The organism is Campylobacter sp. IFREMER_LSEM_CL2127 (assembly GCF_025771745.1).
In the GTDB taxonomy this organism is placed as follows: Bacteria; Campylobacterota; Campylobacteria; order Campylobacterales; family Campylobacteraceae; genus Campylobacter_D.
The window spans coordinates 24,848-50,242 of sequence record NZ_JAKMQV010000005.1 but is presented as its reverse complement, the minus strand read 5'-3'; the positions used below and the strand labels follow the sequence as shown (position 1 = coordinate 50,242).

31 protein-coding genes are annotated in these 25,395 nt (G+C 32.2%); 28 read left to right on the top strand and 3 right to left on the bottom strand.

Going from position 1 to position 25,395, the window contains the following annotated elements; all coding sequences use genetic code 11:
* Positions 1 to 7 precede the first annotated feature (7 nt).
* The 14 genes from rplF (at position 8) to map (ending at position 11,630) form a co-directional block, all read left to right on the top strand.
* Complete coding sequence (gene rplF / locus L8V77_RS04815) at positions 8 to 544, top strand: 50S ribosomal protein L6 (RefSeq protein ID WP_039617154.1); 537 nt, start codon at positions 8 to 10, stop codon at positions 542 to 544.
* A 9-nt stretch (positions 545 to 553) separates the two neighbouring features.
* Entirely contained in the window at positions 554 to 910 is a 357-nt protein-coding gene (gene rplR / locus L8V77_RS04810; RefSeq protein WP_039617157.1) for a 50S ribosomal protein L18, read from the top strand.
* 16 nt (positions 911 to 926) lie between these two features.
* A complete protein-coding gene (rpsE, locus tag L8V77_RS04805) occupies positions 927 to 1,370 on the top strand; it encodes a 30S ribosomal protein S5 (protein ID WP_039617161.1) in 444 nt (147 codons plus the stop codon).
* A gap of 3 nt (positions 1,371 to 1,373) precedes the next feature.
* Positions 1,374 to 1,766, top strand: a complete 393-nt coding sequence (gene rplO / locus L8V77_RS04800) for a 50S ribosomal protein L15 (RefSeq protein ID WP_039617163.1) — start codon at positions 1,374 to 1,376, stop codon at positions 1,764 to 1,766.
* Complete coding sequence (gene secY / locus L8V77_RS04795; RefSeq protein WP_039667833.1) at positions 1,766 to 3,028, top strand: preprotein translocase subunit SecY; 1,263 nt, start codon at positions 1,766 to 1,768, stop codon at positions 3,026 to 3,028. The genes rplO and secY overlap by 1 nt, the downstream gene beginning before the upstream one ends.
* A 41-nt stretch (positions 3,029 to 3,069) precedes the next feature.
* The gene (gene murI / locus L8V77_RS04790) at positions 3,070 to 3,810 is read left to right on the top strand and encodes a glutamate racemase (protein ID WP_263663720.1); all 741 of its coding nucleotides are present in this window, start codon (positions 3,070 to 3,072) and stop codon (positions 3,808 to 3,810) included.
* A gap of 115 nt (positions 3,811 to 3,925) precedes the next feature.
* Positions 3,926 to 4,957 carry a type II asparaginase gene (locus L8V77_RS04785; RefSeq protein ID WP_256374651.1) on the top strand — a complete coding sequence of 344 codons (1,032 nt, stop codon included), beginning with the start codon at positions 3,926 to 3,928 and terminating at the stop codon, positions 4,955 to 4,957.
* An 83-nt stretch (positions 4,958 to 5,040) separates the two neighbouring features.
* Positions 5,041 to 5,688: a ferritin family protein gene (locus L8V77_RS04780; protein WP_012660833.1), complete on the top strand. Its 648-nt coding sequence runs from the start codon at positions 5,041 to 5,043 to the stop codon at positions 5,686 to 5,688.
* 54 nt (positions 5,689 to 5,742) lie between these two features.
* Positions 5,743 to 6,216 (top strand): DNA-deoxyinosine glycosylase, encoded by a 474-nt coding sequence (locus L8V77_RS04775; RefSeq protein WP_263706959.1) that lies wholly within the window; start codon positions 5,743 to 5,745, stop codon positions 6,214 to 6,216.
* Positions 6,216 to 6,767: a ribonuclease HII gene (locus L8V77_RS04770; RefSeq protein ID WP_263682895.1), complete on the top strand. Its 552-nt coding sequence runs from the start codon at positions 6,216 to 6,218 to the stop codon at positions 6,765 to 6,767. The genes L8V77_RS04775 and L8V77_RS04770 overlap by 1 nt, the downstream gene beginning before the upstream one ends.
* Before the next feature lie 226 nt (positions 6,768 to 6,993).
* Positions 6,994 to 8,022: a tRNA-dihydrouridine synthase gene (locus L8V77_RS04765; RefSeq protein ID WP_263706956.1), complete on the top strand. Its 1,029-nt coding sequence runs from the start codon at positions 6,994 to 6,996 to the stop codon at positions 8,020 to 8,022.
* A gap of 100 nt (positions 8,023 to 8,122) precedes the next feature.
* The gene (locus tag L8V77_RS04760) at positions 8,123 to 9,406 is read left to right on the top strand and encodes an aromatic amino acid transport family protein (RefSeq protein ID WP_412175141.1); all 1,284 of its coding nucleotides are present in this window, start codon (positions 8,123 to 8,125) and stop codon (positions 9,404 to 9,406) included.
* 11 nt (positions 9,407 to 9,417) lie between these two features.
* Complete coding sequence (locus L8V77_RS04755; RefSeq protein WP_263682900.1) at positions 9,418 to 10,785, top strand: L-serine ammonia-lyase; 1,368 nt, start codon at positions 9,418 to 9,420, stop codon at positions 10,783 to 10,785.
* A gap of 89 nt (positions 10,786 to 10,874) precedes the next feature.
* Positions 10,875 to 11,630 carry a type I methionyl aminopeptidase gene (map, locus tag L8V77_RS04750; protein WP_263706953.1) on the top strand — a complete coding sequence of 252 codons (756 nt, stop codon included), beginning with the start codon at positions 10,875 to 10,877 and terminating at the stop codon, positions 11,628 to 11,630.
* A 16-nt stretch (positions 11,631 to 11,646) separates the two neighbouring features.
* Here map and L8V77_RS04745 read toward each other — a convergent pair whose 3' ends face one another.
* The 3 genes from L8V77_RS04745 to L8V77_RS04735 are packed head-to-tail and all read right to left on the bottom strand — an operon-like array spanning position 11,647 to position 15,699.
* Complete coding sequence (locus L8V77_RS04745; RefSeq protein WP_263706951.1) at positions 11,647 to 13,449, bottom strand: methyl-accepting chemotaxis protein; 1,803 nt, start codon at positions 13,447 to 13,449, stop codon at positions 11,647 to 11,649.
* Entirely contained in the window at positions 13,433 to 14,356 is a 924-nt protein-coding gene (locus L8V77_RS04740; RefSeq protein ID WP_412175001.1) for a cytochrome-c peroxidase, read from the bottom strand. The genes L8V77_RS04745 and L8V77_RS04740 overlap by 17 nt, the downstream gene beginning before the upstream one ends.
* 53 nt (positions 14,357 to 14,409) lie before the next feature.
* Positions 14,410 to 15,699 (bottom strand): MFS transporter, encoded by a 1,290-nt coding sequence (locus L8V77_RS04735; protein ID WP_263706946.1) that lies wholly within the window; start codon positions 15,697 to 15,699, stop codon positions 14,410 to 14,412.
* Positions 15,700 to 15,831: 132 nt separating this feature from the next.
* On the opposite strand from L8V77_RS04735, the gene infA reads away from it, so the two are divergent.
* From infA to hisIE, 14 genes are all read left to right on the top strand, one after another.
* Positions 15,832 to 16,050: a translation initiation factor IF-1 gene (gene infA / locus L8V77_RS04730; protein ID WP_012660842.1), complete on the top strand. Its 219-nt coding sequence runs from the start codon at positions 15,832 to 15,834 to the stop codon at positions 16,048 to 16,050.
* A 174-nt stretch (positions 16,051 to 16,224) separates the two neighbouring features.
* Positions 16,225 to 16,338 carry a 50S ribosomal protein L36 gene (gene rpmJ / locus L8V77_RS04725; RefSeq protein ID WP_002781429.1) on the top strand — a complete coding sequence of 38 codons (114 nt, stop codon included), beginning with the start codon at positions 16,225 to 16,227 and terminating at the stop codon, positions 16,336 to 16,338.
* Positions 16,339 to 16,341: 3 nt separating this feature from the next.
* Complete coding sequence (rpsM, locus tag L8V77_RS04720; RefSeq protein WP_012660843.1) at positions 16,342 to 16,707, top strand: 30S ribosomal protein S13; 366 nt, start codon at positions 16,342 to 16,344, stop codon at positions 16,705 to 16,707.
* A 9-nt stretch (positions 16,708 to 16,716) separates the two neighbouring features.
* Positions 16,717 to 17,109, top strand: coding sequence for a 30S ribosomal protein S11 (gene rpsK / locus L8V77_RS04715; RefSeq protein WP_012660844.1), 393 nt, complete (start codon positions 16,717 to 16,719; stop codon positions 17,107 to 17,109).
* A 30-nt stretch (positions 17,110 to 17,139) separates the two neighbouring features.
* Positions 17,140 to 17,766 carry a 30S ribosomal protein S4 gene (rpsD, locus tag L8V77_RS04710; protein ID WP_039617184.1) on the top strand — a complete coding sequence of 209 codons (627 nt, stop codon included), beginning with the start codon at positions 17,140 to 17,142 and terminating at the stop codon, positions 17,764 to 17,766.
* Between the two features lie 14 nt (positions 17,767 to 17,780).
* The gene (locus tag L8V77_RS04705) at positions 17,781 to 18,794 is read left to right on the top strand and encodes a DNA-directed RNA polymerase subunit alpha (protein ID WP_263663730.1); all 1,014 of its coding nucleotides are present in this window, start codon (positions 17,781 to 17,783) and stop codon (positions 18,792 to 18,794) included.
* A gap of 3 nt (positions 18,795 to 18,797) precedes the next feature.
* Positions 18,798 to 19,151, top strand: coding sequence for a 50S ribosomal protein L17 (gene rplQ / locus L8V77_RS04700; protein ID WP_012660847.1), 354 nt, complete (start codon positions 18,798 to 18,800; stop codon positions 19,149 to 19,151).
* 118 nt (positions 19,152 to 19,269) lie between these two features.
* Positions 19,270 to 20,169 carry an ATP phosphoribosyltransferase gene (gene hisG, locus L8V77_RS04695; RefSeq protein WP_039667846.1) on the top strand — a complete coding sequence of 300 codons (900 nt, stop codon included), beginning with the start codon at positions 19,270 to 19,272 and terminating at the stop codon, positions 20,167 to 20,169.
* 9 nt (positions 20,170 to 20,178) lie between these two features.
* The gene (gene hisD, locus L8V77_RS04690) at positions 20,179 to 21,459 is read left to right on the top strand and encodes a histidinol dehydrogenase (RefSeq protein ID WP_263706942.1); all 1,281 of its coding nucleotides are present in this window, start codon (positions 20,179 to 20,181) and stop codon (positions 21,457 to 21,459) included.
* Positions 21,456 to 22,523, top strand: a complete 1,068-nt coding sequence (gene hisB, locus L8V77_RS04685; protein WP_263706941.1) for a bifunctional histidinol-phosphatase/imidazoleglycerol-phosphate dehydratase HisB — start codon at positions 21,456 to 21,458, stop codon at positions 22,521 to 22,523. Before hisD ends, hisB begins: the two co-directional genes overlap by 4 nt.
* Positions 22,520 to 23,101, top strand: coding sequence for an imidazole glycerol phosphate synthase subunit HisH (gene hisH, locus L8V77_RS04680; RefSeq protein ID WP_087684808.1), 582 nt, complete (start codon positions 22,520 to 22,522; stop codon positions 23,099 to 23,101). The genes hisB and hisH overlap by 4 nt, the downstream gene beginning before the upstream one ends.
* Before the next feature lie 6 nt (positions 23,102 to 23,107).
* Positions 23,108 to 23,842 carry a 1-(5-phosphoribosyl)-5-[(5-phosphoribosylamino)methylideneamino]imidazole-4-carboxamide isomerase gene (hisA, locus tag L8V77_RS04675; protein ID WP_263706940.1) on the top strand — a complete coding sequence of 245 codons (735 nt, stop codon included), beginning with the start codon at positions 23,108 to 23,110 and terminating at the stop codon, positions 23,840 to 23,842.
* Positions 23,824 to 24,591 (top strand): imidazole glycerol phosphate synthase subunit HisF, encoded by a 768-nt coding sequence (gene hisF, locus L8V77_RS04670; RefSeq protein WP_039625107.1) that lies wholly within the window; start codon positions 23,824 to 23,826, stop codon positions 24,589 to 24,591. Before hisA ends, hisF begins: the two co-directional genes overlap by 19 nt.
* Before the next feature lie 10 nt (positions 24,592 to 24,601).
* The gene (gene hisIE, locus L8V77_RS04665; protein WP_263706939.1) at positions 24,602 to 25,228 is read left to right on the top strand and encodes a bifunctional phosphoribosyl-AMP cyclohydrolase/phosphoribosyl-ATP diphosphatase HisIE; all 627 of its coding nucleotides are present in this window, start codon (positions 24,602 to 24,604) and stop codon (positions 25,226 to 25,228) included.
* Positions 25,229 to 25,395 lie beyond the last annotated feature (167 nt).

Genomic DNA, 25,395 nt, shown 5'->3' with positions numbered 1-25,395 from the left:
AAAATGAATGTCTCGTATAGGTAAACAACCAGTTGCTATTCCAAGTGGAGTAGAAGTAAAATTAGAAGGTAACTTGCTAAAATTCAAAAAAGGAAATTTAGCAAAAGAGCTTGATACAAAAGCAAATGTTAATGTTGAGATTAAAGAAGGACAAATTCTTTTCTCTCCTAAAGGTGAAGATAGACAAAGTAGAGCTTATTGGGGAACTTATAGAGCTTTAGCTCAAAACATCATCATCGGTTTAACTGATGGTTTTAGCAAAACTTTAGAAATCAACGGTGTTGGTTATAAAGCTGCGTTAAAAGGTAAAGTTCTTGAACTTGCTTTAGGTTTTTCTCATCCTATCAACTATGCTATTCCAGAAGGCATAGAAATTACTGTTGATAAAAACAATGTTATTATCAAAGGTAGTGATAAACAAGTGGTAGGTCAAGTTGCTGCTCAAATTCGTGAATTTAGACCACCTGAGCCTTACAAAGGAAAAGGTGTTAAATATTCAGATGAGCGTATTATCCGCAAAGCTGGTAAGACATCTAAGAAGTAAGGATAGAATATGAGAGCAAATGTATTAAAAAGAAAAATATCTTTAAGAATTAAAAGAAAAAAAAGAATTAGAGCAAAAATTTCAGGAACACAAGCTCTTCCAAGAGTTTCTGTTTTCAAATCAAACAGAACTTTATATATCCAAGCTATCGATGATGTTAAAGCAGTAACTTTAGCAGCAGTAGATGGAAGAAAAATTGGTGTTAAAGCAAATAAAGAAGGCGCTAAAAAAATAGCAGCTGAATTTGCAAAAGTTTTAAAAGCTAAAAACATAGAAGAAGCAGTGTTTGATAGAAATGGTTATTTATACCATGGTGTGATTGCAGCTTTAGCTGAAGCACTAAGAGAAAACGGAATCAAACTATAACCCAAAAGGAAGATCGATGGAAAAATATAATAGAGAAGAATTTGAAGAAGTAATCGTCGATATCGGCAGGGTTACTAAGGTTGTTAAAGGTGGTAGAAGATTTAGATTTACTGCTTTAGTTATCGTTGGAAATAGAAAAGGTTTAGTTGGTGTGGGCTATGGAAAAGCTAAAGAAGTTCCAGATGCTATAAGAAAAGCAGTTGATGATGCTTTTAAAAACATTGTTGAAGTTAAAACAAAAGGTTCAACTATCCCTCATGATGTAGAAGTAAAATACAACGCAAGTAGAATTTTACTTAAACCAGCAAGCGAAGGTACAGGGGTTATTGCAGGTGGTTCAACACGTCCTATCGTGGAACTTGCAGGTATTAAAGACATTTTAACTAAGTCTTTAGGTTCAAATAATTCAGCAAATGTTGTGCGTGCTACTATCAAAGCACTTACAATGCTTAAAGGATAATCAATGAATTTAACAAAAGCACCAGGTTCAACACATAAAACCAAAAGAATAGGCCGTGGTCAAGGTAGTGGTATGGGTAAAACTTCTACTAAAGGTGGAAAAGGCCAAACTGCTAGAAAAGGTTATAATGAAAAAAGAGGTTTTGAAGGGGGTCAACAACCACTTCAAAGACGTTTACCAAAGGTAGGCTTTACTTCTAAATTTGAAAAACCTTATGTGATTAATGTTGAAAAAATCACAGCAATCAAAGAGCTTAGCGAAATTACATTTGAAACAATCAATAGCATTCATAAGCTTTCAAAAAATGTAAATAAAGTTAAGCTTATTGGAGCAAGCGCTAAAGATCTTGCTAGTAAAATTAAAGACGAGAAGATTACTTTTAGCGGACAAAAATAATGAATAAAACATTGACAAATAAAATTCTCATAACATTAGCTTTTTTATTCGCTTATAGAATATTAGCTTATGTTCCAGTTCCGGGGGTTAATGTCAGTGTTATCAAGGAATTTTTTGATTCTAATGCATCTAATGCATTAGGCTTGTTTAATATGTTTAGTGGAGGTGCTGCTGAAAGACTTAGCATCATCTCTCTAGGCATTATGCCTTATATTACTGCTTCGATTATTATGGAGCTTTTAGCGGCAACTTTTCCTAATATAGGAAAAATGAAAAAAGAACGCGATGGTATGCAAAAATATATGCAAATTATCCGTTATGCTACTATAGCTATCACTTTGATACAAAGTATAGGCGTTTCTATAGGCTTACAAAGTCTTCATGGAAAAGCAGGTCAATCAGCCATTATGATTGATATGAATACTTTTATCGCACTTTCTGCTGTTTCTATGCTTGCAGGTACCATGCTTTTGATGTGGATAGGTGAGCAAATCACTCAACGCGGTATAGGAAATGGTATTTCTTTAATCATCTTTGGTGGTATTGTTTCTACAATTCCAGGTGCAATTAGTGGAACAGTAAATTTGGTAAATACAGGTGAGATGAATTTCTTGACTATCATTGCCATTTTAGTTGTAATTTTACTTACTATTTGGGCTATTATAGTAGTAGAACTTGGAGAAAGAAGAATTCCTATTTCTTACTCAAGAAAAGTAATCATGCAAAATCAAAACAAACGCATTATGAACTATATACCTATTAAGATCAACTTAAGTGGTGTTATTCCTCCTATTTTTGCAAGTGCGATTTTGATGTTTCCAAGTACTATTTTACAAACAAGTACAAATGAATATGTGTTAAAAATTTATGACTTTTTAAATCCAAATGGATTTTTCTTTCATATTTTAACATTCTTACTTGTTATTTTCTTTGCGTATTTTTATGCATCAATTGTATTTAATGCAAAAGATATAGCTGAAAATCTTAAAAGACAAGGTGGTTTCATACCAGGTATTAGACCAGGTGAAGGAACTGCAAATTATCTTAATGAAGTAGCGTCAAGACTTACCTTGTCAGGTTCTATTTATTTAGGGCTTGTAGCTACATTACCATGGCTTATTGTGAAGTTGTTTGGTGTGCCTTTTTATTTTGGCGGAACTTCTGTTTTGATTGTAGTTCAAGTAGCACTTGATACAATGAGAAAAATTGAAGCCCAAATTTATATGAATAAATACCAAACTTTAAGTGCAGTAGGCTTATAAGAAAGTAGATTTTCTACTTTCTTCCTTTTTAAAGGATTTTGATGAGACTAGGCGTTTTTGATAGCGGTGTAGGTGGGCTTAGTGTTTTAAAATCTTTACTTCAAGCAAAACTTTTTAAAGAATATATTTACTATGGGGATACTGCAAGAGTGCCTTATGGGGTTAAAGATAAAGAAACCATCATTAAATTTTCCCTAGAAGCTTTAGAATTTTTCAAAGAAAAAAAAGTCGATATGCTTATTATTGCGTGCAATACAGTTAGTGCACATGCTTTAGAAATTCTAAAAGCAAATGCACCATTTCCGGTTCTTGGAGTTATAGAAGCAGGAGTTTTAGCGGTTAAAAACTCTTTAGAAGATAAAAACTCTAATATATTAGTCATTGCAACACAAGCTACCGTGGATTCTCACGCTTATAAACAAGCTTTAATCAAAGAAGGTTTTTTAAAAGTGGAAGAAAAAGCAACGGGGCTTTTTGTACCTATGGTTGAAGAAGGGATTTTTCAAGGAGATTTTTTAAAAGCTGCTTTTGAGTATTATTTTAATAAGCTCAAATTTCATCCTAATGCTTTAATCTTAGCATGCACACATTTTCCCTTAATCGCTCATTCTTTGGAAGAGTATTTTGGTAAAAACACAAAACTTATTCATTCGGGTGAGGCTATAGCTTTGCAATTACAGCAAGAATTTAACTTAACATCAATCCAAGAAGAAGCTAATATTGAATTTTATGCTTCAAGTGATGTAGAAAAACTAAAAAAAATTGCAAATTTATGGCTTTAAATTAATGGTTATTTACTAAAGTATTTTTTATATTTATAATTTATTTTTATTTAAACATAGTTGCATTATAATCTTTATCATTTCTAATGAAAGGACTAACATGAAAAAAATGTTAATGTGTGCAGCTATGGCACTAAGTTTAGGAGCAGGAATTTTGGAAGCAAAACCAAAAGTTGCGATTTTAGCTACAGGTGGAACCATCGCTGGTTCGATTGATAGTTCAGTAGCTACTACAGGTTATACAGCTGGAGTTTTGGGGGTTGATGCTTTGATTAAGGCAGTACCTCAAATTCAAGATTTGGCAGTAATTAGCGGAGATCAAATTGCTAATATTGATAGCAAAGATATGACAAATGAAATTTGGCTAAAACTTGCTAAAGAAGTTAATAGACTTTTAAAATCTGATGTAGATGGAGTTGTAATTACTCATGGTACTGATACTATGGAAGAAACCGCATATTTCCTAAATTTAACCGTAAAAAGCGACAAGCCTGTTGTTTTGGTTGGTGCAATGCGCCCATCAACTGCAATTAGTGCAGATGGTCCTAAAAATCTTTACAACGCTGTAGCATTAGCAGCAAATCCTCAAGCAAAAAATAAAGGCGTAATGGTGGCTATGAATGATAGAATTCAAAGTGCTAGAGGCGTTATGAAAACTCATAGTTTAAATGTAAATGCATTTAGCTCACCAGATATGGGTGATATGGGTTATATAGTAGATGGAAAAGCATTTTTCTATAATACTAATACAAAATTACACACTAAAAAATCCCCATTTGATGTTAGCAAACTAAAAGAACTACCAAAAGTAGATATTCTTTATAGTTATGCAAATGATGGTAGCGGTGTTGCAGCAAAAGCTTTGTTTGAAAATGGAACTAAAGGTATAGTTGTAGCTGGAACAGGTGCTGGTAGTATTCATGATTATCAAAAAGATGTGTTAAAAGAGTTGCTTAAAAAGGGTCTTAATGTAGCGGTAAGCTCACGCGTAGTAGCTGGTAGAGTTGCAGTAAGTGATGCTGATGCAAAACTTGGTTTCATTGATACAGGTGATATGAGTCCTCAAAAAGCTAGAGTATTATTAATGCTTGCACTAACTAAAACAAGTGATCCTAAGAAAATCCAAGAATATTTCTTAAAATATTAAAACCTTTAACACCCAAATGCTAAAATAACATTTGGGCGGATTTTTCAATAAAAATCTTACTTAATTAATCACAAGGATATTAAATGAAACAATATGAAAGTTATAAATGCCAAAAATGTGGCAATGAAGTAGAAGTACAAAATGTAGGTGGTGGAAAGCTTAGCTGCTGTGGTCAAGAAATGGAGTGTATTACTAAAGATTTAACGGCTGTAAATTTAATGAAAGCTTTTGCTGGTGAATCTATGGCAAGAAATAAATATGATTTATTTGCAGATATTGCTCAAGAGGAAGGTTGGCATGCTATTGCAAAACATTTTAGAGAAGCTGCAGAAAACGAAAAATGGCACGCAAGAGCTGAATTTAAAGCTTATCATGAATTAGTAGATGGTAAAGCTTTAGAAGAGACTGCTAAAAATTTAATCTGCGCAGCAGAGGGTGAAAATTATGAGCATACTACTATGTATCCAAATTTTGCAAAAATCGCAGAAGATGAGGGTAAAAGAAATATAGCAAGATTATTTACAGCTATAGGTAAAGTAGAAATTGAACATGAAAGAGAATATCTAGCGCTTAAAAAAATGCTTGAAGAAGAAGATTTCTTTAACTCAGAAGTAGAAGAATTATGGGTTTGTGAAGTTTGTGGGCATATACACCGTGGTAAAAAAGCACCAAATGCCTGTCCTTTATGTAAAGCTCCAAAAGAATACTTCAAACGCGAATTTTTAGGATAATTTTAAAAACCTTGATAAAAATGATAAAATATTTTATTTTTATCAAGGTTTAATATGCAAATTCTAACTCATCCTTTCAAACCTTTTTTTGATGAAAACTCAAAAGTTTTAATACTAGGTTCTTTCCCATCTATTAAATCAAGAGAAGAAAATTTTTATTACCAACATAGCAAAAATCGTTTTTGGCGTGTTTTTGAAATATTATTTGAGTGTGAGTTAAAAACAGTACAAGTTCAAAAAGATTTTTTAAAAGCAAATCATATAGCACTTTGGGATGTTATAGCAAGTTGCAAGATAAAAAATTCAGATGATAAAACTATTTCTTATGCTAAAGCAAATGATATAAATATGATTTTAGATAAGGCAAATATAGAAAAAATTTGTGTATTAGGTAAAGTTGCAAGTAAATATTTTGCTAAATTTTATCCTGAGCAAGAATTTTTTGAACTCCCTTCAAGCTCTCCTGCTAATATGAATTATTCTTTAGAAAATTTAGTAGAAAAATATAGCATTATAAAGGAAAGATAATGGCTTTAGTTGGAGTAGATGAGGCTGGACGCGGGGCTTTGGCTGGAGATATGCACATAGGAGCTTGCAAGCTTTTAAAAAATATTGATGGTTTGGCTGATTCTAAAAAATTAAGCGCAAAAAAAAGAGAAGAATTATATGGGCAAATTCTTTCTAGCTCAAATTTTTTAATCCTTGCTTTTTCGCCTTTGCAGATTGATACTTTAGGGCTTAGTCAGTGTTTACAGCTGGCTTTAAAAATCATCAAAAAACATTTTAACCAAGATGAGATTTTATATGATGGAAATTTAAATTATGGAGTTTTAGGTATAAAAACCATGATTAAAGCTGATATGAAAGTACAAGAAGTTTCGGCAGCTAGTATATTAGCCAAGGTAAGTCGTGATCAAAAAATGTGTTATTTTTCTAAATTATATAATCATTATGATTTTGATAAACACAAAGGTTATGGCACAAAAGCTCATATAGAAAAGATTAAAGCATTTGGTTATTCTCCCTTGCACCGCAAAAGCTTTATGCTAAAGTGTTTTGAGAAAAGCTTATTTGATTAAAATGTGTGGTTTTTACACTTTTTTATTTTAAATTTTCATTTTCTTTGACAAAAAATAGAAAAATTAACATTTGAAATATTATTATTAAGATAAAAAAATATATTCAAAAAATATTTTTTTGATAATTAATTATTAAATTTTACAATATCAATTAAAAATACAATGTATTTTAAGAAAAATTAATTTTTTTCTATTATAGTATTATAAAAATATTTCAAGGGGTATTATGTCTTTACTTTTAAGTGAGCTAAAGATTGGAAATTTTTATGTAAAAAATCGCATTGTAATGCCCCCTATGGATATGTATGAAACACAAGTTTTAGATGGTAAGATTAATCAATTTCACCTGATACATTATGGAGCCAGAGCTTTGGGTGGTGTTGGGCTTATCATAGTTCAAGCTTGTGCGATTAATGAAAATGCAAAAATAGCTGATAATGATATTGGTCTTTGGGGAGATTTTCAAATTCAAGGACATAAAGAGCTTGTTGAGCTTTGTCATCATTTTGGTGCTAAAATTGCCATTCAGCTAAATCACAGTGGCCGTAAAAATTCGTGTAAAGAAGCCATATCAAAAGCCCCAAGCAATATAGCTTTTAGTGAAAAATTTTCCAAACTTCATGTTTTAAGCAAAGATGAAATTTTACAAATTGAGCAAGAATTTATTCAAAGTGCTAAAAGAGCTAAAGAAGCAGGTTATGACGCAGTAGAGCTTCATAGTGCTCATGGATATTTGCTTAGCTCGTTTTTATCGCCTTTATCAAATCAAAGAGGTGATGAATATGGGGGTAGTTTTGAAAATAGAATACGTCTTTTGTGTGATATCATTAAGCGCATAAAAAAAGAAGTTGATGTTGCTTTATTTGTAAGAATTTCAGCCACGGAATGGCAAGAAGGTGGTTGGAATTTAGAAGATAGTAAAAAACTTGCCTTGATTTTAGAAAAATTAGGTATTGATATGTTAGATGTTTCAGCAGGAGGAAATATCAATAAACCTTCTTTAGTGCCAAACATAGCACCACTTTATCAAGCTCCTTATGCTAAGGCCTTAAAAGAAGTTGTTAAAATTCCTATATCTTGTGTAGGTCTTATAAATAGTGCTAGTGAAGGCGAGGCTTTGCTTTTGGGTGGGGTGTGTGATTTGGTTTGTTATGGTAGAAAATTACTAAGAAATCCAAATTTTGCAAATGAAGCCGCAGTTGCTTTAAATGAAAGAAAAAAAATTATGCCAAATTATACTAGAGCATATTTGTAAAATAATACAAAAAGTTTTTTTAGGTAAAAGCTTTTTTTATTATTTTTTACAAGGAGAAAATGTGGATAATCTTAAGTGGAATTCTTTTGATACGCGTTGGATGCTTTCTCTTTTTGGGACTGCAGTTGGTGCGGGGATTTTATTTTTACCTATTAAGGCAGGTGTTGGTGGTTTTTGGCCAGTTGTTGTGATGGCTTTGATTATTTTTCCAATGGTGTATTTAAGCCATAGAGCCTTAAGTCGTTTTGTGTGCCAAGCAAATGGTAATGATAAAGACATTACTCATGCGGCTGAAGAGTATTTTGGTAGAAAAGTAAGTATTTTTATTTCTGTGCTTTATTTCTTTGCAATTTTCCCAATTTGTTTAGCATATTGTGTAGGTATAACTAATACTTTTGAGAGTTTTATTTATAATCAATTCTTACCACTTTTAGATCCAAATGGTTCTTTTGCAAGTGCAATTAGTGCTATGTATCAAACAAGTGTTAATGAGCAAGGAAAAACTATAGCTAATTTACTTCCTTTTTATAGAGCAGTTTTTGCTTTTGTTTTGGTAAGTATTTTTATGCTTATTATGCTTTTTAGTGAAGAATTAATCACTAAAGTATGTGAATGGCTTGTATATCCTTTATGTGCTATTTTGTTTTTATTTTCTTTATATCTTATTCCACAATGGTCATTTGAAAGTTTTAGTGCTATTCCTGGTACGAAAGAATTTATCACTATAGTGTGGCTAACTTTACCAGTTTTAGTGTTTTCGTTTAATCACTCACCGGCTATTTCTACTTTTTCTCTAAGTGTAAAAAGAGAATATCCTGAAAATTCGGTACAAAAAGCAAATCAAATTTTACTTAGAACCTCTGTAATGTTGCTTGCTTTTGTTATGTTTTTTGTGGTATCTTGTGTGCTTTCTTTAACTCCAGCTGAACTTGCTGAAGCTAGAGCGCAAAACATACCTGTGCTTTCTTATTTTGCTAATAAGCTTGATAATCCATTTATTTCTTATGGTGGTCCATTAATCGCATTTTTAGCAATTTCTAGTTCGTTCTTTGGGCATTATTTTGGTGCTAGAGAAGGTGCTTATGGTATAGTTAGAAAATGTTGCAAATTAGCAGGTAATGAAAACCCTGATTTGAAAAAAATCGCAGTTTATTCTACTTTAGTAATGTATATTGTTATGTTAATTACTGCTTATGTAAATCCAAGCATTTTAGGTTTTATTGAAAGCTTAGGTGGTCCAATTATTGCTGCAATCTTATTCTTAATGCCTATGATTGCAATTTACACTGTTTCTAAAATGAAAAAATTCCAAAATAAAGCTTTAGATGCATTTGTATTTATCACAGGTATTTTGACAATTATCACTGTAATTTATACTTTTTAAGGTGTTAGTGAATGAGTAGTAATTTAAGTATATTTAAAGTTGGTGTTGGTCCTTCATCTTCTCATACCTTAGGACCAATGCTAGCGGGTAATATGTTTTGTGAAAAGATTAAAGATAAAATCACGCAAATTACAAAAATTCAAATCAAACTTTATGGCTCTTTATCGCTTACTGGTAAAGGCCATTTAAGTGATAAGGCTATTATATGGGGTTTGAGTGGCTTAAGAGCAAAAGAACTCAACGCTGCTTTGCAAGATCGTGTGTTTAATAAAATTTTACAAGATAAAATTTTGGTTTTAAATGCTCAAAAAGAATTAAATTTTGATTATGATAAAGATTTGATTTTTGAAAAAGACTTTTTACCTTTACATGAAAATGGGTTAAAAGTAAGTGCTTATGATGAAAATGGAGAAATCATTGCTGAAGAAATTTATTATTCAGTGGGTGGTGGTTTTGTTATGAGTGAAGCTGAGCTTCAAAAACACAAAGATGGGGCTTGTGAGCAAAAACATACTAAATTAGAACTTGATGTTAACAATGCAAGTGATGCTTTAAAAATTTGTGAAGAAAAATCATGGGATCTAGCAAAACTTTCTTATGAATATGAGCTTCAATTTCATACCAAAGAAGAAATTAGAGCTTATTGTTTAGAAATTTGGGAAGTAATGCAAGAAGTTTATTATAATGGTATTCATCCAAGTTCAGATTTTCTTCCAGGAAATTTGCACTTAAAGCGCCGTGCTAAAGGGCTTAATGAGCGTTTGGCTATGACAAGCGATCCTTTGGGGATTATTGATTTTATTTCTTTATATGCTATTGCTATTGCAGAGGAAAATGCAAGTGGAGCTAGAGTAGTAACTGCTCCAACCAATGGAGCTTGTGCTGTTGTGCCTGCTGTAATGCTTTATCTTAAAAACCATACGGTTGGTTTTAATGATGAAAAGGCTATTAATTTTTTACTAACTGCTATGTTAATAGGTTCTTTTTATAAGAAAAATGCAAGCATAAGTGGTGCTGAAGCTGGCTGTCAAGCTGAAATTGGTAGTGCAAGTTCTATGGCAGCAGGAGCTATGGCCACTGTGATGGGTTTTGATGCAAAGATAGCTTGTAATGCTGCTGAAATTGCGATGGAACACCATTTAGGATTAACTTGTGATCCGGTAAGTGGTTTAGTGCAAATTCCTTGTATAGAAAGAAACGCCTTTGGAGCAATTAAAGCTATTTCAGCTGCTAGAATGGCAATGAGTAGAAAATCAACTCCAAAAGTAAGTCTTGATGAGGTTATAAAAACTATGTATGAAACCGGCAAGGATATGAACTCAAAATACAAAGAAACTTCTTTAGGTGGTTTAGCTACTAATCTTACAAGTGTATGTTAAAACCTTAAGTTGTAAAACTTAAGGTTTTTCCTTAAAGCTTTTAAAAGCGCATAAATGCTAAATTTTTAAAAATTTTAAGGAAAACATAAATGATAGAAATCAAAAAACCAGCAGAGATAGAAAAACTACGCAAAGCAAATGAGCTTGTAGCTAGAACGCTTGATTATCTAGAGGGCATTATAGTTCCAGGTATGAGTTTAAAAGAAATTGATATTAAAGCGGAAGAATTTATACTTGATCATGGTGCAAAACCATCTTTTAAAGGTTTATATGGTTTTCCAGGCAGTATTTGTATCTCGCTTAATCAAGCTTGTATTCATGGTGTAGGCGATGAACGTATTTTAAAAGAAGGCGATATTTTAGGTCTTGATGTAGGTACTTGCATAGATGGATACTATGGAGATGCAGCAAGGACTATACCTATAGGTAAAATTTCAGCTACTGATGAGGCGTTAATTGCTTGTGCTAAAGATGCTTTATATTATGCTATAGATATTATCAAAGAGGGTATGCGTTTTAAAGAGCTTTCTTATGAGCTTGGTGAGTTTATTACTAAAAGAGGTTTTGTGCCTTTGAAAGGTTATTGTGGTCATGGTATAGGTAAAAAACCTCACGGTGAGCCTGAAATTCCAAATTATTTAGAACCAGGTGCTAGTGCAAAAAGTGGACCTAAAATCAAAAATGGCATGGTATTTTGCATAGAGCCTATGGTATGTCAAAAAGATGGTACACCGGTGCATTTAAAAGGTAATTGGGAAGCAGGAAGTAAAGATGGTTTAAATGCAGCTCATTATGAGCATTGTGTTGCTATTATAAATGGTAAGGCAGATATTTTATCTAAGTAAGAAAGTTTAATCTTTCTTACTCGAATGTTTTTAATTTTTCTGAAAGTTTGGAAGCATTTTCTAAAACATCTTGTGAAATTTGCGTTAAATCAAGGGAGTAGTTTTTAACACAATTTGCAAGCTCAGTTACTTTTTCTATGTTTTGTTCTAACTCATTCATTTTAGCTTTTGATTCATCGCTTTTTTCTTCCATGATTTTAGTAGAATGGATACTTGTTTTTAATTTTTCTATAGAAGTTCCAACCTCACCTTGTAAGATATTAGCTTTGTTAGATGTATCATTCATGGATTGATGAATTCCATCCATCAAACTTTTATTGTCATTGATTTGTTGTACTATAGTTCTTACGGTGGTTTCTATAGCAACTAAAGATTTTGTGGTTTTATCTGCTAGATTTCTAACTTCATCTGCAACCACAGCAAAGCCACGTCCATGCTCACCTGCACGCGCTGCTTCAATAGCTGCATTTAGCGCAAGCAAATTGGTTTGATCGGCTATGTCTTTTATGGTTGTAGTAACTTCTACTATGCTATCAGCACTTTGTACCAACATATCCATAGCGCTTAAAACACTTTGTTCTTTTTCGCCGCTTAATAATATAAGCTCTACTAATTCTTTAAGTGTAAGCTCAACTTTAGCCATTACTTCTTGCATACCATGCATATCATTTATAGTGTTTTTAGCTAAATTTTGTGTTAAGTCTATATGACTTTCTAAGATAGAACTTATTTCATGGACATTAAAAATTTGCTCATGTTGTAAAAGTGAGCTTTGCTGTAAAACTTCAGCATTTTGAGAAAGCTTTTGTGAGCTTTTGTGGCTTGAATTTGCAGTTTGTATAGCTTCTAAAACCGAATTTTGCACTATTTGTATAAAAGAGTTTATATAGCCAGCACTTGTTGCTAATTCACTTTTTTTATCAATATCTAATCTTGCGCTTAAATTCGCATGCTCACCAGCTAAGTTTGCACTTAGTTTTTCAAGTAAAGATATAGGTATGATTACTTTTTTTAATGTTAAAAGTATGAAGAAAATCAATACAGCTAAGGTGAATAAGAAAATTCCTATAGCGGTGTAAAGATTGTATTTGTTGTTAAGATTAATTTCTTGAGCAATGAAATTTTTATGAGATATGATTTCTTTTTGTAATTCTTGATCAAGAAAACTTTGAGAATTATCTTTTAAAATTTTAATCTGACTTAGTATCATTTTACAATGTGTGCTAAAAAGTTCAAATAATTCTTGTGGAAGCTGTGGATCTTTTGTGTTTAAATTTGCTACTAAACTTTGGAGACGATTTTGTGCTAAAGGTTCTAGTATATCCATAGTTCCTATGATGCTTAATATATCCCCGATAGATTCTATTTGCCTAGCTTCTTGAGTAGTAAGTGCTAGCTTGTTTGTTTGTTTAATGATTTCTTGTTGAATTTCATAAAGATAAAGTTTTGAATTTATAGCAATAGAATTAGCTGATTTAAAATGCTGTAATTGAGCATTTTTTTTCTCAAAAATCGTTTGTATTTTTTTAGTGTCTATTTTATTGGCTTTTAAAATTGCTAAAGTATTTTCAAAATCTTGTATTAAAGCAACACTAGTGTCATAATTTTGCAAATTGAGTTTGTTTTTAAAAATCTCATCTATTTTGGTATCTAGAATTTCTAATTTTTGAAAAGAACCCATGATGAGTGAATTTCTTTTTGTGGTGTTGTAGGTATTAAAGATAAATAATGTCAAAGTTAAAAGTAACACCAAAACCACTATAGACAAAGTGATGAATTGTTTTAAAAAAGAAAAAGATTTTTTATTTGAGTGGGTCATGGTATTCTCCTGTTAAAGAATTTAAAAAAGCAACTATATCATCAACCACATCTTGTTCTAAAAATTTACCAAGTTGATAATAAGCCATAAATTGCACACAAGCATCAAGTGTTGGCATGGAGCCATCATGAAAATAAGGAGCAGTTTTGGCTATATTTCTAAGGCTTGGCACTTTTACTACAAATTGATCATGAGGATCTTGGGTAATCTCATAGCGCCCTTTCCAGTTTGTTCCATTATCATAAGGTACAAATACTCCCATTTTTTGATACATATTGCCACCTATATTTTGACCTTGATGGCATGCTATACAACCATTTGATAAAAAAGCATTATAACCTCTTTTTGCTTGCTCGCTTATTGCGTTTTTATCACCTTTTAAGTAGCGATCAAAAGGAGAATTTGGAGTGAGTAAGGTTTTTTGAAACTCAGCTAAAGCGTGTGTTATATTTTCAAAGCTAATTTCTCCATAAAGTTTTTTAAACTCTTTTTCATAAATTGGGTTAGCTTTTACAATTTGTACTACTTCATTTTCATCTTTTAAGCCCATTTCTTTGGGATTTAATAAAGGATGTTTGGCTTGATCTTGCAAGTCTTTTGCATTGCCTCTCCAAAATTGAGATAGATTAAAAACAGCATTGAAATTTGTAGGTGTATGAAATGGTTCGTCTATTATGCCATTAATACCCGTTGAAAAAGTTTTATTATCAACTCCAAATTTTGTAATATCATGACAAGTATTACAAGATATTTTTTTATCTTTTGATAAACTTGTATCCATGTAAAGCTTTTTGCCTAAGATAGCTTTTTCTTTATCATAAGGAACGCTTTCAGGCAAAGGGGTAATCATTTCAAGTGCTAAAAGTGGTAGTAAAGAAAATATTAAAATAATAAAAGTTTTCATAATCATTTTCCTTTATTTTATAAATTTTTAGTTAATAATTTTTATTAATTATAGCACTAAAATCTTAATCTTTTATAAGTAAATACAGTGGTTAGAAGTGTTATAAATGATAAAAATAAAATATAAATAAAAATTCCATAAACAAAAGGATTCTCAGGTCTTATAGCTAAAGAATGCAACATAAATACAAGCTGAGGTGTAAAACCACCTGCTATAGCATAGGCTATATTATAAGAAAAAGAAATTCCACTAAAGCGAATACTTGGTTTAAAAATTTTACACATTAAAATAGGCGCTAAGGCATTAATGCCGCCAAAAAAACATGCAATAAAATAAAAATATATACTTAAATGTAAAATTTGAGCATAGAAAAAATAAAAATAAAAAAAGCAAGAAAGACTAAAACCTATTGTAAATATCAAACTAGTGATTAAAAAGCCAAATTTATCTACCCAAATTCCAGCAAGCAAAGTTCCACAAGATAAAATTATTATCGCAATCATTTGTATTAAAATAGCATCTGTTTTATCAAGAACTAAAACCTCAGGTATAAAATTTGGCATAAGTAAAATGAGTATAATCACGCAAGCTGTAAGCATCCATGTTAAAAGCATAGAGGCGATGATGTCTAAAAAAATATTTTTTTCTTTAAAAAGTGTCCTTAGCGGAAATTTTTCTAAATTATTTTCTTGATGCATTTTTTGAAAAATCGGTGTTTCTTCTAGAAATTTTCTAAGATATATAGAAATAATGCCAAAAAATCCACCAATAGCAAAAGGAATACGCCAAGCATAATCATAAATTGATTCTTGCTCAAAACAATGATTAATTACCAATGCAACAGCACATCCTAAAAGAATTCCAAAAGCCATAGAAGCATTAATAGCGCTAACACAAAAACCATCTTTCCCATCAGGCGCATGTTCTTTTACAAATACCCAAGCACCAGGTAGTTCCCCACCTATAGCTACACCTTGAGCTATTCTAACAAGTAGTAAAAATACCGGAGCTAGATAACCTATGCTTTCAAAAGTAGGTATAAAAGCTAAAGAAAAAGTTGGAAGCACCATGAGTAATATGCTTAGCATAAACATTTTTTTACGGCCAAATTTATCACCAAAATGCGCCATAACTATACCACCAAGTGGCCTAGCCAAATATCCTGCTGCAAAGGTTCCATAAGTATTTAAAAGTTTCCAAAAATCACTCATATCGCTTGGAAAAAAATTTCTTGAAATATAATTAGCAAAAAAGACAAAAATCACAAAATCATAAAATTCTAAAGCTCCTCCCAAAGAAGATAAGGAAAGTGTTTTATAATCTTTTCTTTTTAAACTTTTTAACATTTAAATACTTTCTTTTATAGTGTTTTGATAATTATAATAAAAAATGCCGTAGTTTGTAAAAAATATTAAAAATTTAACAAGAAAAATTGTGATAAAATAATAGTTTTGTATTTTGTAGAAAGGAGAAAAGCATTGGCAAAAGATGATATTATCGAAATTGATGGTAATGTAATCGAAGCTTTACCTAATGCAACTTTTAAAGTTGAATTAGATAATAAACATGTGATACTTTGTCATATTGCAGGTAAGATGCGCATGCATTATATTAGGATTATGCCTGGCGATAGAGTTAAAGTAGAGCTAACACCTTATAGCCTTGATAAGGGTCGTATTACATTTAGATACAAATAAGTCTAAGTTGTTTAAAAGCAAAAGTAAAGTATAATTAGCACTTTTGCAGAAATTGCAATAAAACTGTATGAAGAAGTATTTTCAAAATCACCACTTATTTTGAAAATAGTTGGTTGCTCTAAAAACCTGGTGCAGTTGTAAAAAAAGTGGAATTTACAATAACAGGAGTAAAGCATGAAAGTTAGACCATCTGTTAAAAAGATGTGTGACAAATGCAAAGTAGTTCGTCGTAAAGGCGTAGTTCGCATTATTTGCGAAAATCCAAAACACAAACAAAGACAAGGATAATTTATGGCTCGTATTGCAGGTGTGGATTTACCAAAGAAAAAAAGAATTGAATATGGTTTGACTTATATTTATGGTATAGGTTTGCATACTTCAAGAAAAATCTTAGATAAAACAGGAATTTCTTACGATAAAAGAGTTCATGAACTAAGTGAAGATGAAGCAGCAGCTATCCGTAAAGAAATTCAAGAAAACTATATGGTTGAGGGTGATCTTAGAAAACAAGTTGCTATGGATATCAAAGCATTAATGGATCTAGGAAGCTTTAGAGGCTTAAGACATAGAAAAGGCTTACCAGTTCGTGGTCAAAAAACAAAAACAAATGCCAGAACTAGAAAAGGTAAGAGAAAAACCGTTGGTGCAAAATCATAAGGATAGAAAATGGCAAAAAGAAAAGTAGTTAAGAAAAAAGTAGTTAAAAAAAATATAGCTAAAGGTATAGTTTATATCAGTGCAACATTTAATAATACTATGGTTACTGTAACTGATGAAATGGGAAATGCTATCGCTTGGAGTAGTGCAGGTGGTTTAGGATTTAAAGGTTCTAAAAAATCAACTCCTTATGCAGCACAACAAGCAGTAGAAGATGCTTTAAATAAAGCAAAAGAACATGGTATTAAAGAAGTAGGTATTAAAGTACAAGGACCAGGAAGTGGTCGTGAGACAGCGGTTAAGAGTGTAGGTGCTATGGAAGGTATTAAAGTAACTTTCTTAAAAGATATTACCCCATTAGCTCATAATGGTTGTAGACCACCAAAACGTCGTCGTGTCTAAGAATAAGATATAAGATTTAGGAGAATTATAATGGCAAGATATAGAGGACCAGTAGAGAAATTAGAAAGACGACTTGGCGTAAGCTTGGCAATGAAAGGCGAAAGAAGATTAGCAGGTAAAAGTGCTTTAGATAAACGCCCTTACGCACCAGGTCAGCATGGACAAAGAAAAGCTAAAATCAGCGAATACGGACTTCAATTAAGAGAAAAACAAAAAGCTAAATTTATGTATGGAGTTAGCGAAAAACAATTTAGAAGATTATTTAGCGAAGCTGCTAGAAAAGATGGCAACACCGGTGCGCTTTTAATCCAGCTTTTAGAACAAAGACTTGATAATGTTGTTTATAGAATGGGTTTTGCTACAACACGCCGTTTTGCTAGACAACTTGTAACTCATGGACATATTTTAGTAAATGGTAAAAGAGTAGATATTCCTAGTTATAGAGTAGAAGCAGGTCAAAAAATCGAAGTGATTGAAAAAAGCAAAAACAATCCTCAAATTTCAAGAGCGATCGAACTTACTGCTCAAACTGGTATAGTTGCTTGGGTTGATGTAGAAAAAGATAAAAGATTTGGAATTTTTACAAGAAAACCTGAAAGAGAAGAAGTTATCATTCCAGTTGAGGAAAGATATATCGTTGAGTTGTACTCTAAATAATAAAGGTTTTTGATATGAGACATATTACAACTTCTGCTTATACACCGACAGAGTTTAGTATTGAAAATATCAGTGATACAGTAGCAAAAGTAAGCGCATGGCCTTTTGAAATCGGCTATGCTATTACTTTGGCGCATCCTTTGCGTCGTTTGCTTTATTCAAGCACAGTAGGTTTTGCTCCAACAGGAGTTAAAATCAAAGGCGTAGCACATGAATTTGATAGTATGCGTGGTATGCTTGAAGATGTAGCATTGTTTATTATCAATCTAAAAAAATTAAGATTTAAACTAAAAACAGATTCTGAAAAAGAAGTTATAACTTTTAGTTTTAAAGGACCAAAAGAAATTTGCGGAAAAGACTTAGATAACGATGTTGTTGAGGTTGTGAACGCAGATAGCTATCTTGCAACGATCAATGAAGATGCAGATTTAGAATTTACCTTAATCATTGAAAAAGGTATAGGTTATGTACCTTCTGAAGAAGTGCAAAATTTCTTAGATCCTGAATTTATAGCACTTGATGCATTCTTTACTCCGGTAAAACATGCAGTTTATGATATAGAAAAAGTGCTTTTTGAAGATAACCCAGATTATGAAAAAGTTGTTTTTACAATCACAACTGATGGTCAAATTTCACCAAGTGATGCTTTTAAAAATGCTTTAGAAGCAATGTATAAACAATTATCAGTGTTTGATAAAATCACTAATGCTCAAAGCGTTGTAAGAAGCCAAACACAAAATAATGAAGTAGAACATGTAAAATTACTTCAAAATATAACTGAGTTAAATTTAAGCGCAAGAAGCTTTAATTGCCTAGAAAAAGCAAATGTGGTTTATATCGGTGAGCTTGCTTTAATGAGTGTAGGCGAACTTGCAGATTTAAAAAATCTAGGTAAAAAATCTTTAGATGAGATTAAAAGTGTGATGGAATCTATAGGTTTTCCTATAGGAAATTCAAAACTCAGTGATAGTGCAAAAGAAACGCTAAAAAGAAAAATTACAGAATTAAAAGCACAAAATGAAGGATAATCAATGAGACATAGACATGGATATAGAAAGTTAGGTCGCACTTCTACTCACCGTGCAGCCTTATTAAAAAACCTTACCATTGCTATTATTAAAGCAGGTAAAATAGAAACAACATTACCTAAAGCAAAAGAATTAAGAGGTTATGTTGAAAGATTAATTACTCGTGCAAGAAAAGGTGATTTCAATGCTCATAGAGCAGTTTTTGCTAGCTTGCAAGATAAAGAAGCTACAAATAAACTTGTAACAGAAATCGCACCTAAATTTGCAGATAGAAACGGTGGTTATACAAGAATTATCAAAACAAGAATCCGCCGTGGAGATGCTGCAGAAATGGCTTTCATCGAATTCGTAGCTTAATTTTTAGCCTTTTTAAAGGCTAAAAACTTCTTAATTTTTATTTATTTACTTACTATTTTTTGTATTTTTATCCATTTTTTGCTACTATTAATCTTTTTAACTACAAAAAAGGAAAAAAATGCAAGAAAATTCAAGATTACGCATAGCTATACAAAAATCAGGTCGTTTGAGTAAAGATTCTATTGCCTTGCTTGAGTCTATAGGTGTAAAACTTCGCATACACGATCAAAGCTTGATTGCTTTTTCTACAAATTTACCTATTGATTTACTTAGAGTAAGAGATGATGATATACCAGGATTAATTTTTGATGGAGTAGTAGATCTTGGCATAGTTGGAGAAAATGTTTTAGAAGAAAATGAACTAGAAAGAAAATCAAAAAACGAAAACGCAGATTTTATAATGCTTAAAAAGCTTGATTTTGGTGGGTGCCGTTTGTCTTTAGCATTGCCAGAAAATAGTGAGTATAAAGGTATAGAAAGTTTTAAAAATTTACGCATAGCAACTTCTTATCCACAGCTTTTAAAGCGTTTTATGGAAGAAAATAACATTCCTTATAAAACTTGTATGCTAACAGGCTCAGTTGAAGTAGCGCCAAGTGCAAATTTAGCTGATGGAATTTGTGATTTAGTTTCAAGTGGTGCTACTTTAAAAGCAAATGGGCTTAAAGAAGTTATGGTGATTTATAAATCAAAAGCTTGCATTATCCAAAGAAAAGAAAGTTTAGCTTCACATAAACAAGAATTAATCGATAAACTACTCATTAGGATTAATGGAGTTATGCAAGCAAGAGAGTCAAAATACATCATGTTGCATGCTCCTATTGAAAAGCTAGAAAAAATCACAGCTTTATTACCAGGTGTTGAAAAACCTACGATTTTACCTTTAGAAAATGATAAAGCTAGAGTGGCGCTACATATGGTAAGTCAAGAAAATTTATTTTGGGAAACTATGGAAGCTTTGAAAAAAGAAGGCGCAAGTGCGATTTTAGTTTTACCTATTGAAAAAATGCTCTCTTAAAGGATAAAAATGCAAATACTTGATTTTGAAAAATTAAACCAAAGCGAACAAGAATTAGCACTCAAGCGTCCTGCTATAAGCGCTAATGCACAGGTTAAAACCATAGTAGAACAAATCATTGAAGATGTCAAAATAAATGGCGATGAAGCTTTAAAACAAATGGCTATAAAATTTGATAAAGTAGAGTTAAATTCCATCAAACTAAGCGATGAAGAGCTTAGTAATTTAGCAGAGCAAATTGATGATGAGTTAAAACAAGCTATTAAAATAGCTTATGAAAATATCTATAAATTCCACAAAGCTCAAGAAAGTAAAACCATAGAAGTTCAAACCTTTGAAGGGGTAACTTGTAAGGTGCTAACAAGAGCTATTGAAAAAGTAGGACTTTATATACCAGGAGGCTTAGCACCACTTTTTTCAACTGCACTCATGTTAGCTATCCCAGCTAAAATTGCAAAATGCAAATTCATAGCCTTAGCTTCCCCAGCACCACTACACCCTGCCATTGCTTTTGTAGCAAAACTTTGCGAAGTTGATGCAGTGTATCAAATAGGTGGAGCAGGAGCCATAGCAGCGCTTGCTTATGGAACGCAAAGTGTGCAAAAAGTAGATAAAATTTTTGGCCCAGGAAATGCCTTTGTAACTGAAGCCAAAAAGCAAGTTAATAATCATGGAGTGGCTATTGATATGCAAGCAGGACCTTCAGAGGTATTGGTTTTAGCAGATGAGTTTGCTAATGCTAAATTTATAGCTTCAGATTTACTCTCACAAGCTGAGCATGGAGCAGATTCTCAAGCGATTTTAGTTTGTACAAGTGAAAAACTAGCCAAAGAAGTAGATAGTGAAGTTGCTTTACAGCTTGAAAAACTCTCGCGTAAAGAAATTGCTTCCAAATCTTTAGCACACTCTAAAATCATTCTTGCAAGAGATATAAAACATGCTATAAGCATTTCAAATGATTATGCACCCGAACATTTGATCATTCATACACAAAATCCATCTAGCTTGCTTGATGATATTATGCATGCAGGTTCAGTATTTTTAGGTGAGTATTCTCCAGAATCCATGGGAGATTATGCAAGTGGGACAAATCATGTATTGCCAACTTATGGTTTTACTAAGTCTTATTCTTCATTAGGGCTTGCTGATTTTATGAAAAGAATGACCGTGCAAGAACTTAGCAAAGAAGGCTTTAAAAAACTTGGGCCTGTGGTAGAAATTTTAGCAGCAGCTGAAGGGCTTGATGGGCATAAAAATGCCGTGAGTTTAAGATTAGAAAGTCTAAAATGAGTGCAAAAATTTTATTTATCGATAGAGATGGTACGCTCATTGATGAGCCAAAAGATGATTTTCAAATCGATTCTTTGGAAAAACTTGAGTTTGAAAAAGGTGCCATCAATGCGCTTTTAAAGTTAAAAAATTTTGGTTTTAAATTTGTTATGGTAAGTAATCAAGACGGCCTAGGCACAAATTCTTTTCCTAAGGAAAATTTTGACAAAGCTCATGAAAAAATGCTAAGTGTTTTTCAAAGTTGTGGCATAGAATTTGAAGATATTTTTATATGCCCGCATTTTGAGCATGAAAATTGCGCCTGCAGGAAGCCAAAAACTGCCATGCTTGAAAACTATATCAAAAATAAACTTTATGATAAAACCAAAAGTTTTGTTATAGGCGATAGAGACAGCGATATGCTTTTGGCGCAAAATCTTGAAATTCAAGGTTTAAAATATGACAAAAACGATTTTAACTGGGAGCAAATCGCTGATTTTATTTTGCAAAATTACCGCAGTGCTTGTATAGAACGTAATACCAAAGAAACTCAAATTCAAGTTAAAATAGCTTTTAATGAAAAAGCAAAAGCTGATATAAAAACAAATATCGCATTTTTTGATCATATGTTAGAGCAAATTGCTACGCATGCAAATATATCTTTAGAGATAAAATGCAAAGGAGATTTAGAAGTTGATGAACATCATAGCGTAGAAGATGTCGCACTTGCTTTGGGTGAGGCTATTAAAAGCGCACTAGATCAAAAAATAGGCATTGCAAGATATGGCTTTGTTTTGCCTATGGATGAGTGCCTGGCAAGTTGTGCGATTGACTTTTGCAATAGGCCACATTTAGTTTATAAGGCTAAGTTTAAAAAAGAAAAACTTGGAGAATTAAGCACAGAAATGATAGAGCATTTTTTCTACTCACTAAGTTATGCTATGGGTGCGAGTTTGCATTTAAAAGTTAAAGGCAAAAACGATCATCACAAAGCCGAAGGACTTTTTAAAGCCTTTGCAAGAGCTTTAAAAATGGCTATAAAAATAGAAAATGAAAACCTAGCAAGCTCTAAAGGAGTGATATGAAACTAGCTATTATAGATACAGGTTGTGCGAATTTAGCTTCACTTGCTTTTGCACTCGAGCGTTTAGGACAAAAAAGTATCATCACGCATGATTTAAAAGAACTCTCACAAGCAGATAAGCTTTTGCTTCCTGGTGTTGGCACTGCAGCTAAAGCAATGGCTAATTTACAAGCACTTAATTTAGAAAATTTTATCCAAACTACTACAAAACCACTTTTAGGCATTTGTCTTGGTATGCAAATTTTGGGTAAATTTTCAGAAGAATTACACCAAAAAACACTCGGCATTATGCCTTTTGATACACAAAAATTCCAAGAAAAAGCAAATTTTACTTTCCCGCATATGGGGTGGAATCAAGTCTTTAGCTCTCATGAGCTTTTTAAAGGTTTAGATGGAGCTTATTTTTATTTTGTGCATAGTTATTGTGTGAGTTTAAATGAATACACCATCGCAGAGTGTGAGTACTCTACTAAATTTAGTGCAAGTTTAAACAAAGACAATTTTTATGGCGTGCAGTTTCACCCTGAAAGAAGCGGCGAAGCAGGTGAAGTATTATTAAAAAATTTCATAAATATGTAGGTAAAAATGCAAACTCAAATCATTCCAGCATTAGACTTAATAGATGGTAAAGTAGTAAGGCTTTATAAAGGAGATTACGCTAAAAAGCAAGAATACAGCTTTGATCCTTTAGCTAAATTTCAAGAGTATGAGGCTCAAGGCATTGCTTGGCTTCACTTAGTGGATTTAAGCGGTGCAAAAGATCCTAGTAAAAGACAACTAAAACTCATAGAAAACCTAGCTTCTAAAATCAAAGTAAATCTTCAAGTAGGCGGAGGAATTCGCACTAAAGATGAGGTTAAAGCTTTATTTGATAGCGGTGTTAAACGCGTAGTTATAGGCTCTTTAGCGGTTAAAAACAAAGCCTTTACACAAGAGCTTTTAAATGAATTTGGTGTAGAAAGTATGGTCTTAGCACTTGATAGTATTTGCGTTAAAGATGAGTTTTTTGTGGCCATTGATGCATGGAGTAAAACAAGCGATGATAAATTATTTGAGCTTTTAAATTTTTATAAAGATGTAAAGCACATTTTATGCACAGATATTTCTAAAGATGGCACGATGAGCGGAGCAAATATCACTTTATATAAAGCTTTATATGAGAAATTTCCACATTTACAAACCCAAGCAAGCGGAGGTGTGGCAAGCTTAGAAGATTTTAAAAAGCTAAATGGCATAGTAAGTGGTATCATCGTAGGTAAAGCCTTGCTTGATAAAGAATTTAGCATAAAGGAGGCTAAAGAATGCTTGCAAAACGCATAATCGCATGTTTAGATGTAAAAGATGGTAGAGTAGTTAAAGGGGTGCAGTTTAAAAACCATGAAGATATGGGCGATATCATCGAGCTTGCTAAATTCTACTCACAAAATGGCATTGATGAGCTTGTATTTTATGATATAACCGCTTCAGCTAAAAATGAGCGCATTGATAGGACTTGGGTAAGCAAGGTAGCACAAAATATCTCTATACCATTTTGCGTCGCAGGGGGTATAAAAAGCGAAGATGACGCAAAAGAGCTTTTAGCAAATGGTGCTGATAAAATTTCTATTAATTCCCCTGCTTTAAATGACCCTGATTTAATCTCACGCCTTGCAAAAAGCTTTGGAGTGCAATGCGTAGTTGTAGGTATAGATACTTTTAAAGATGAAAACAACGAACTTTTAGTCTATAAATACACCGGAGATGAGAGTAAATCTCATCATAGCGGTAAAAAAACACTAGAATGGGTAAAGCAAGTATGCGAGCTAGGAGCGGGTGAAATCGTGTTAAATATGATGAATCAAGATGGTATGAGAAAGGGCTATGATCTAGATCAACTTGCTAAAGTTAGACAGATTTGTCCTGTGCCTTTAGTGGCAAGTGGTGGCGCAGGAGCTAAAGAGCATTTTTTAGATGCTTTTAAACTTGGTGTTGATGGAGCTTTGGCAGCTTCAGTGTTTCATAAAAAACTTATAGATATTAAAGAATTAAAACTATTTTTAAAAGATCAAGGCATACAAATTCGTATTTAAAGGAAAAGCTATGAAGATAAATGAAGAAGAATTCATAAAAAGCATTAACTGGCAAAAGGTTAATAACCTTGTTCCTGTGATCATTCAAGATTATCATTCTTGTGAAGTTTTAATGCAAGGTTTTATGAATGAACAAGCTCTAAGAGAGAGTTTTAAGCATCAAAAGGTTGTGTTTTACTCACGCACTAAAGAGCGTTTGTGGATGAAGGGTGAGCAAAGTGGGAATTTTTTGCATATTATAGATATGGGGCTTGATTGCGATAGAGATTGTATCTTGATTTTAGTTAAACCTAGTGGGGCTACTTGTCATACAGGTGATACTTCTTGCTTTGAAACACTTTCTAAAAAGGCTGATTTTGTATTTTTATCGCGTCTTGAAAGGCTGATTAATTCTCGTAAAACTACCTGTGCAAGCTCTTCTTACACGGCGGAACTTTTTTCAAAAGGTACTAAACGCATAGCACAAAAAGTAGGCGAAGAAGGCATTGAAACGGCTTTAGCTGCTACTGTTAAAGACAAAGATGAGTTGATAAATGAAGCAGCTGATTTACTTTATCATTTAGATGTTTTATTAGCTGATGCGGATTTGAGTTTAAATGATGTGATTGCTAAATTAAAAGAAAGAAATAAAAGTTAAGCGTGATTTCTCACGCTTAATTAAGCAATATTTTTGAAAAGATTCACTGACTATATCGAGTAATTTTAAAAAAACTTTACACATTAAAATCTAATTTTTGATTTATTTTCTAATTTTTAATTTCATTTTATTTGTATTTTTGGAACACTTATTGCTTTATCTTGGCT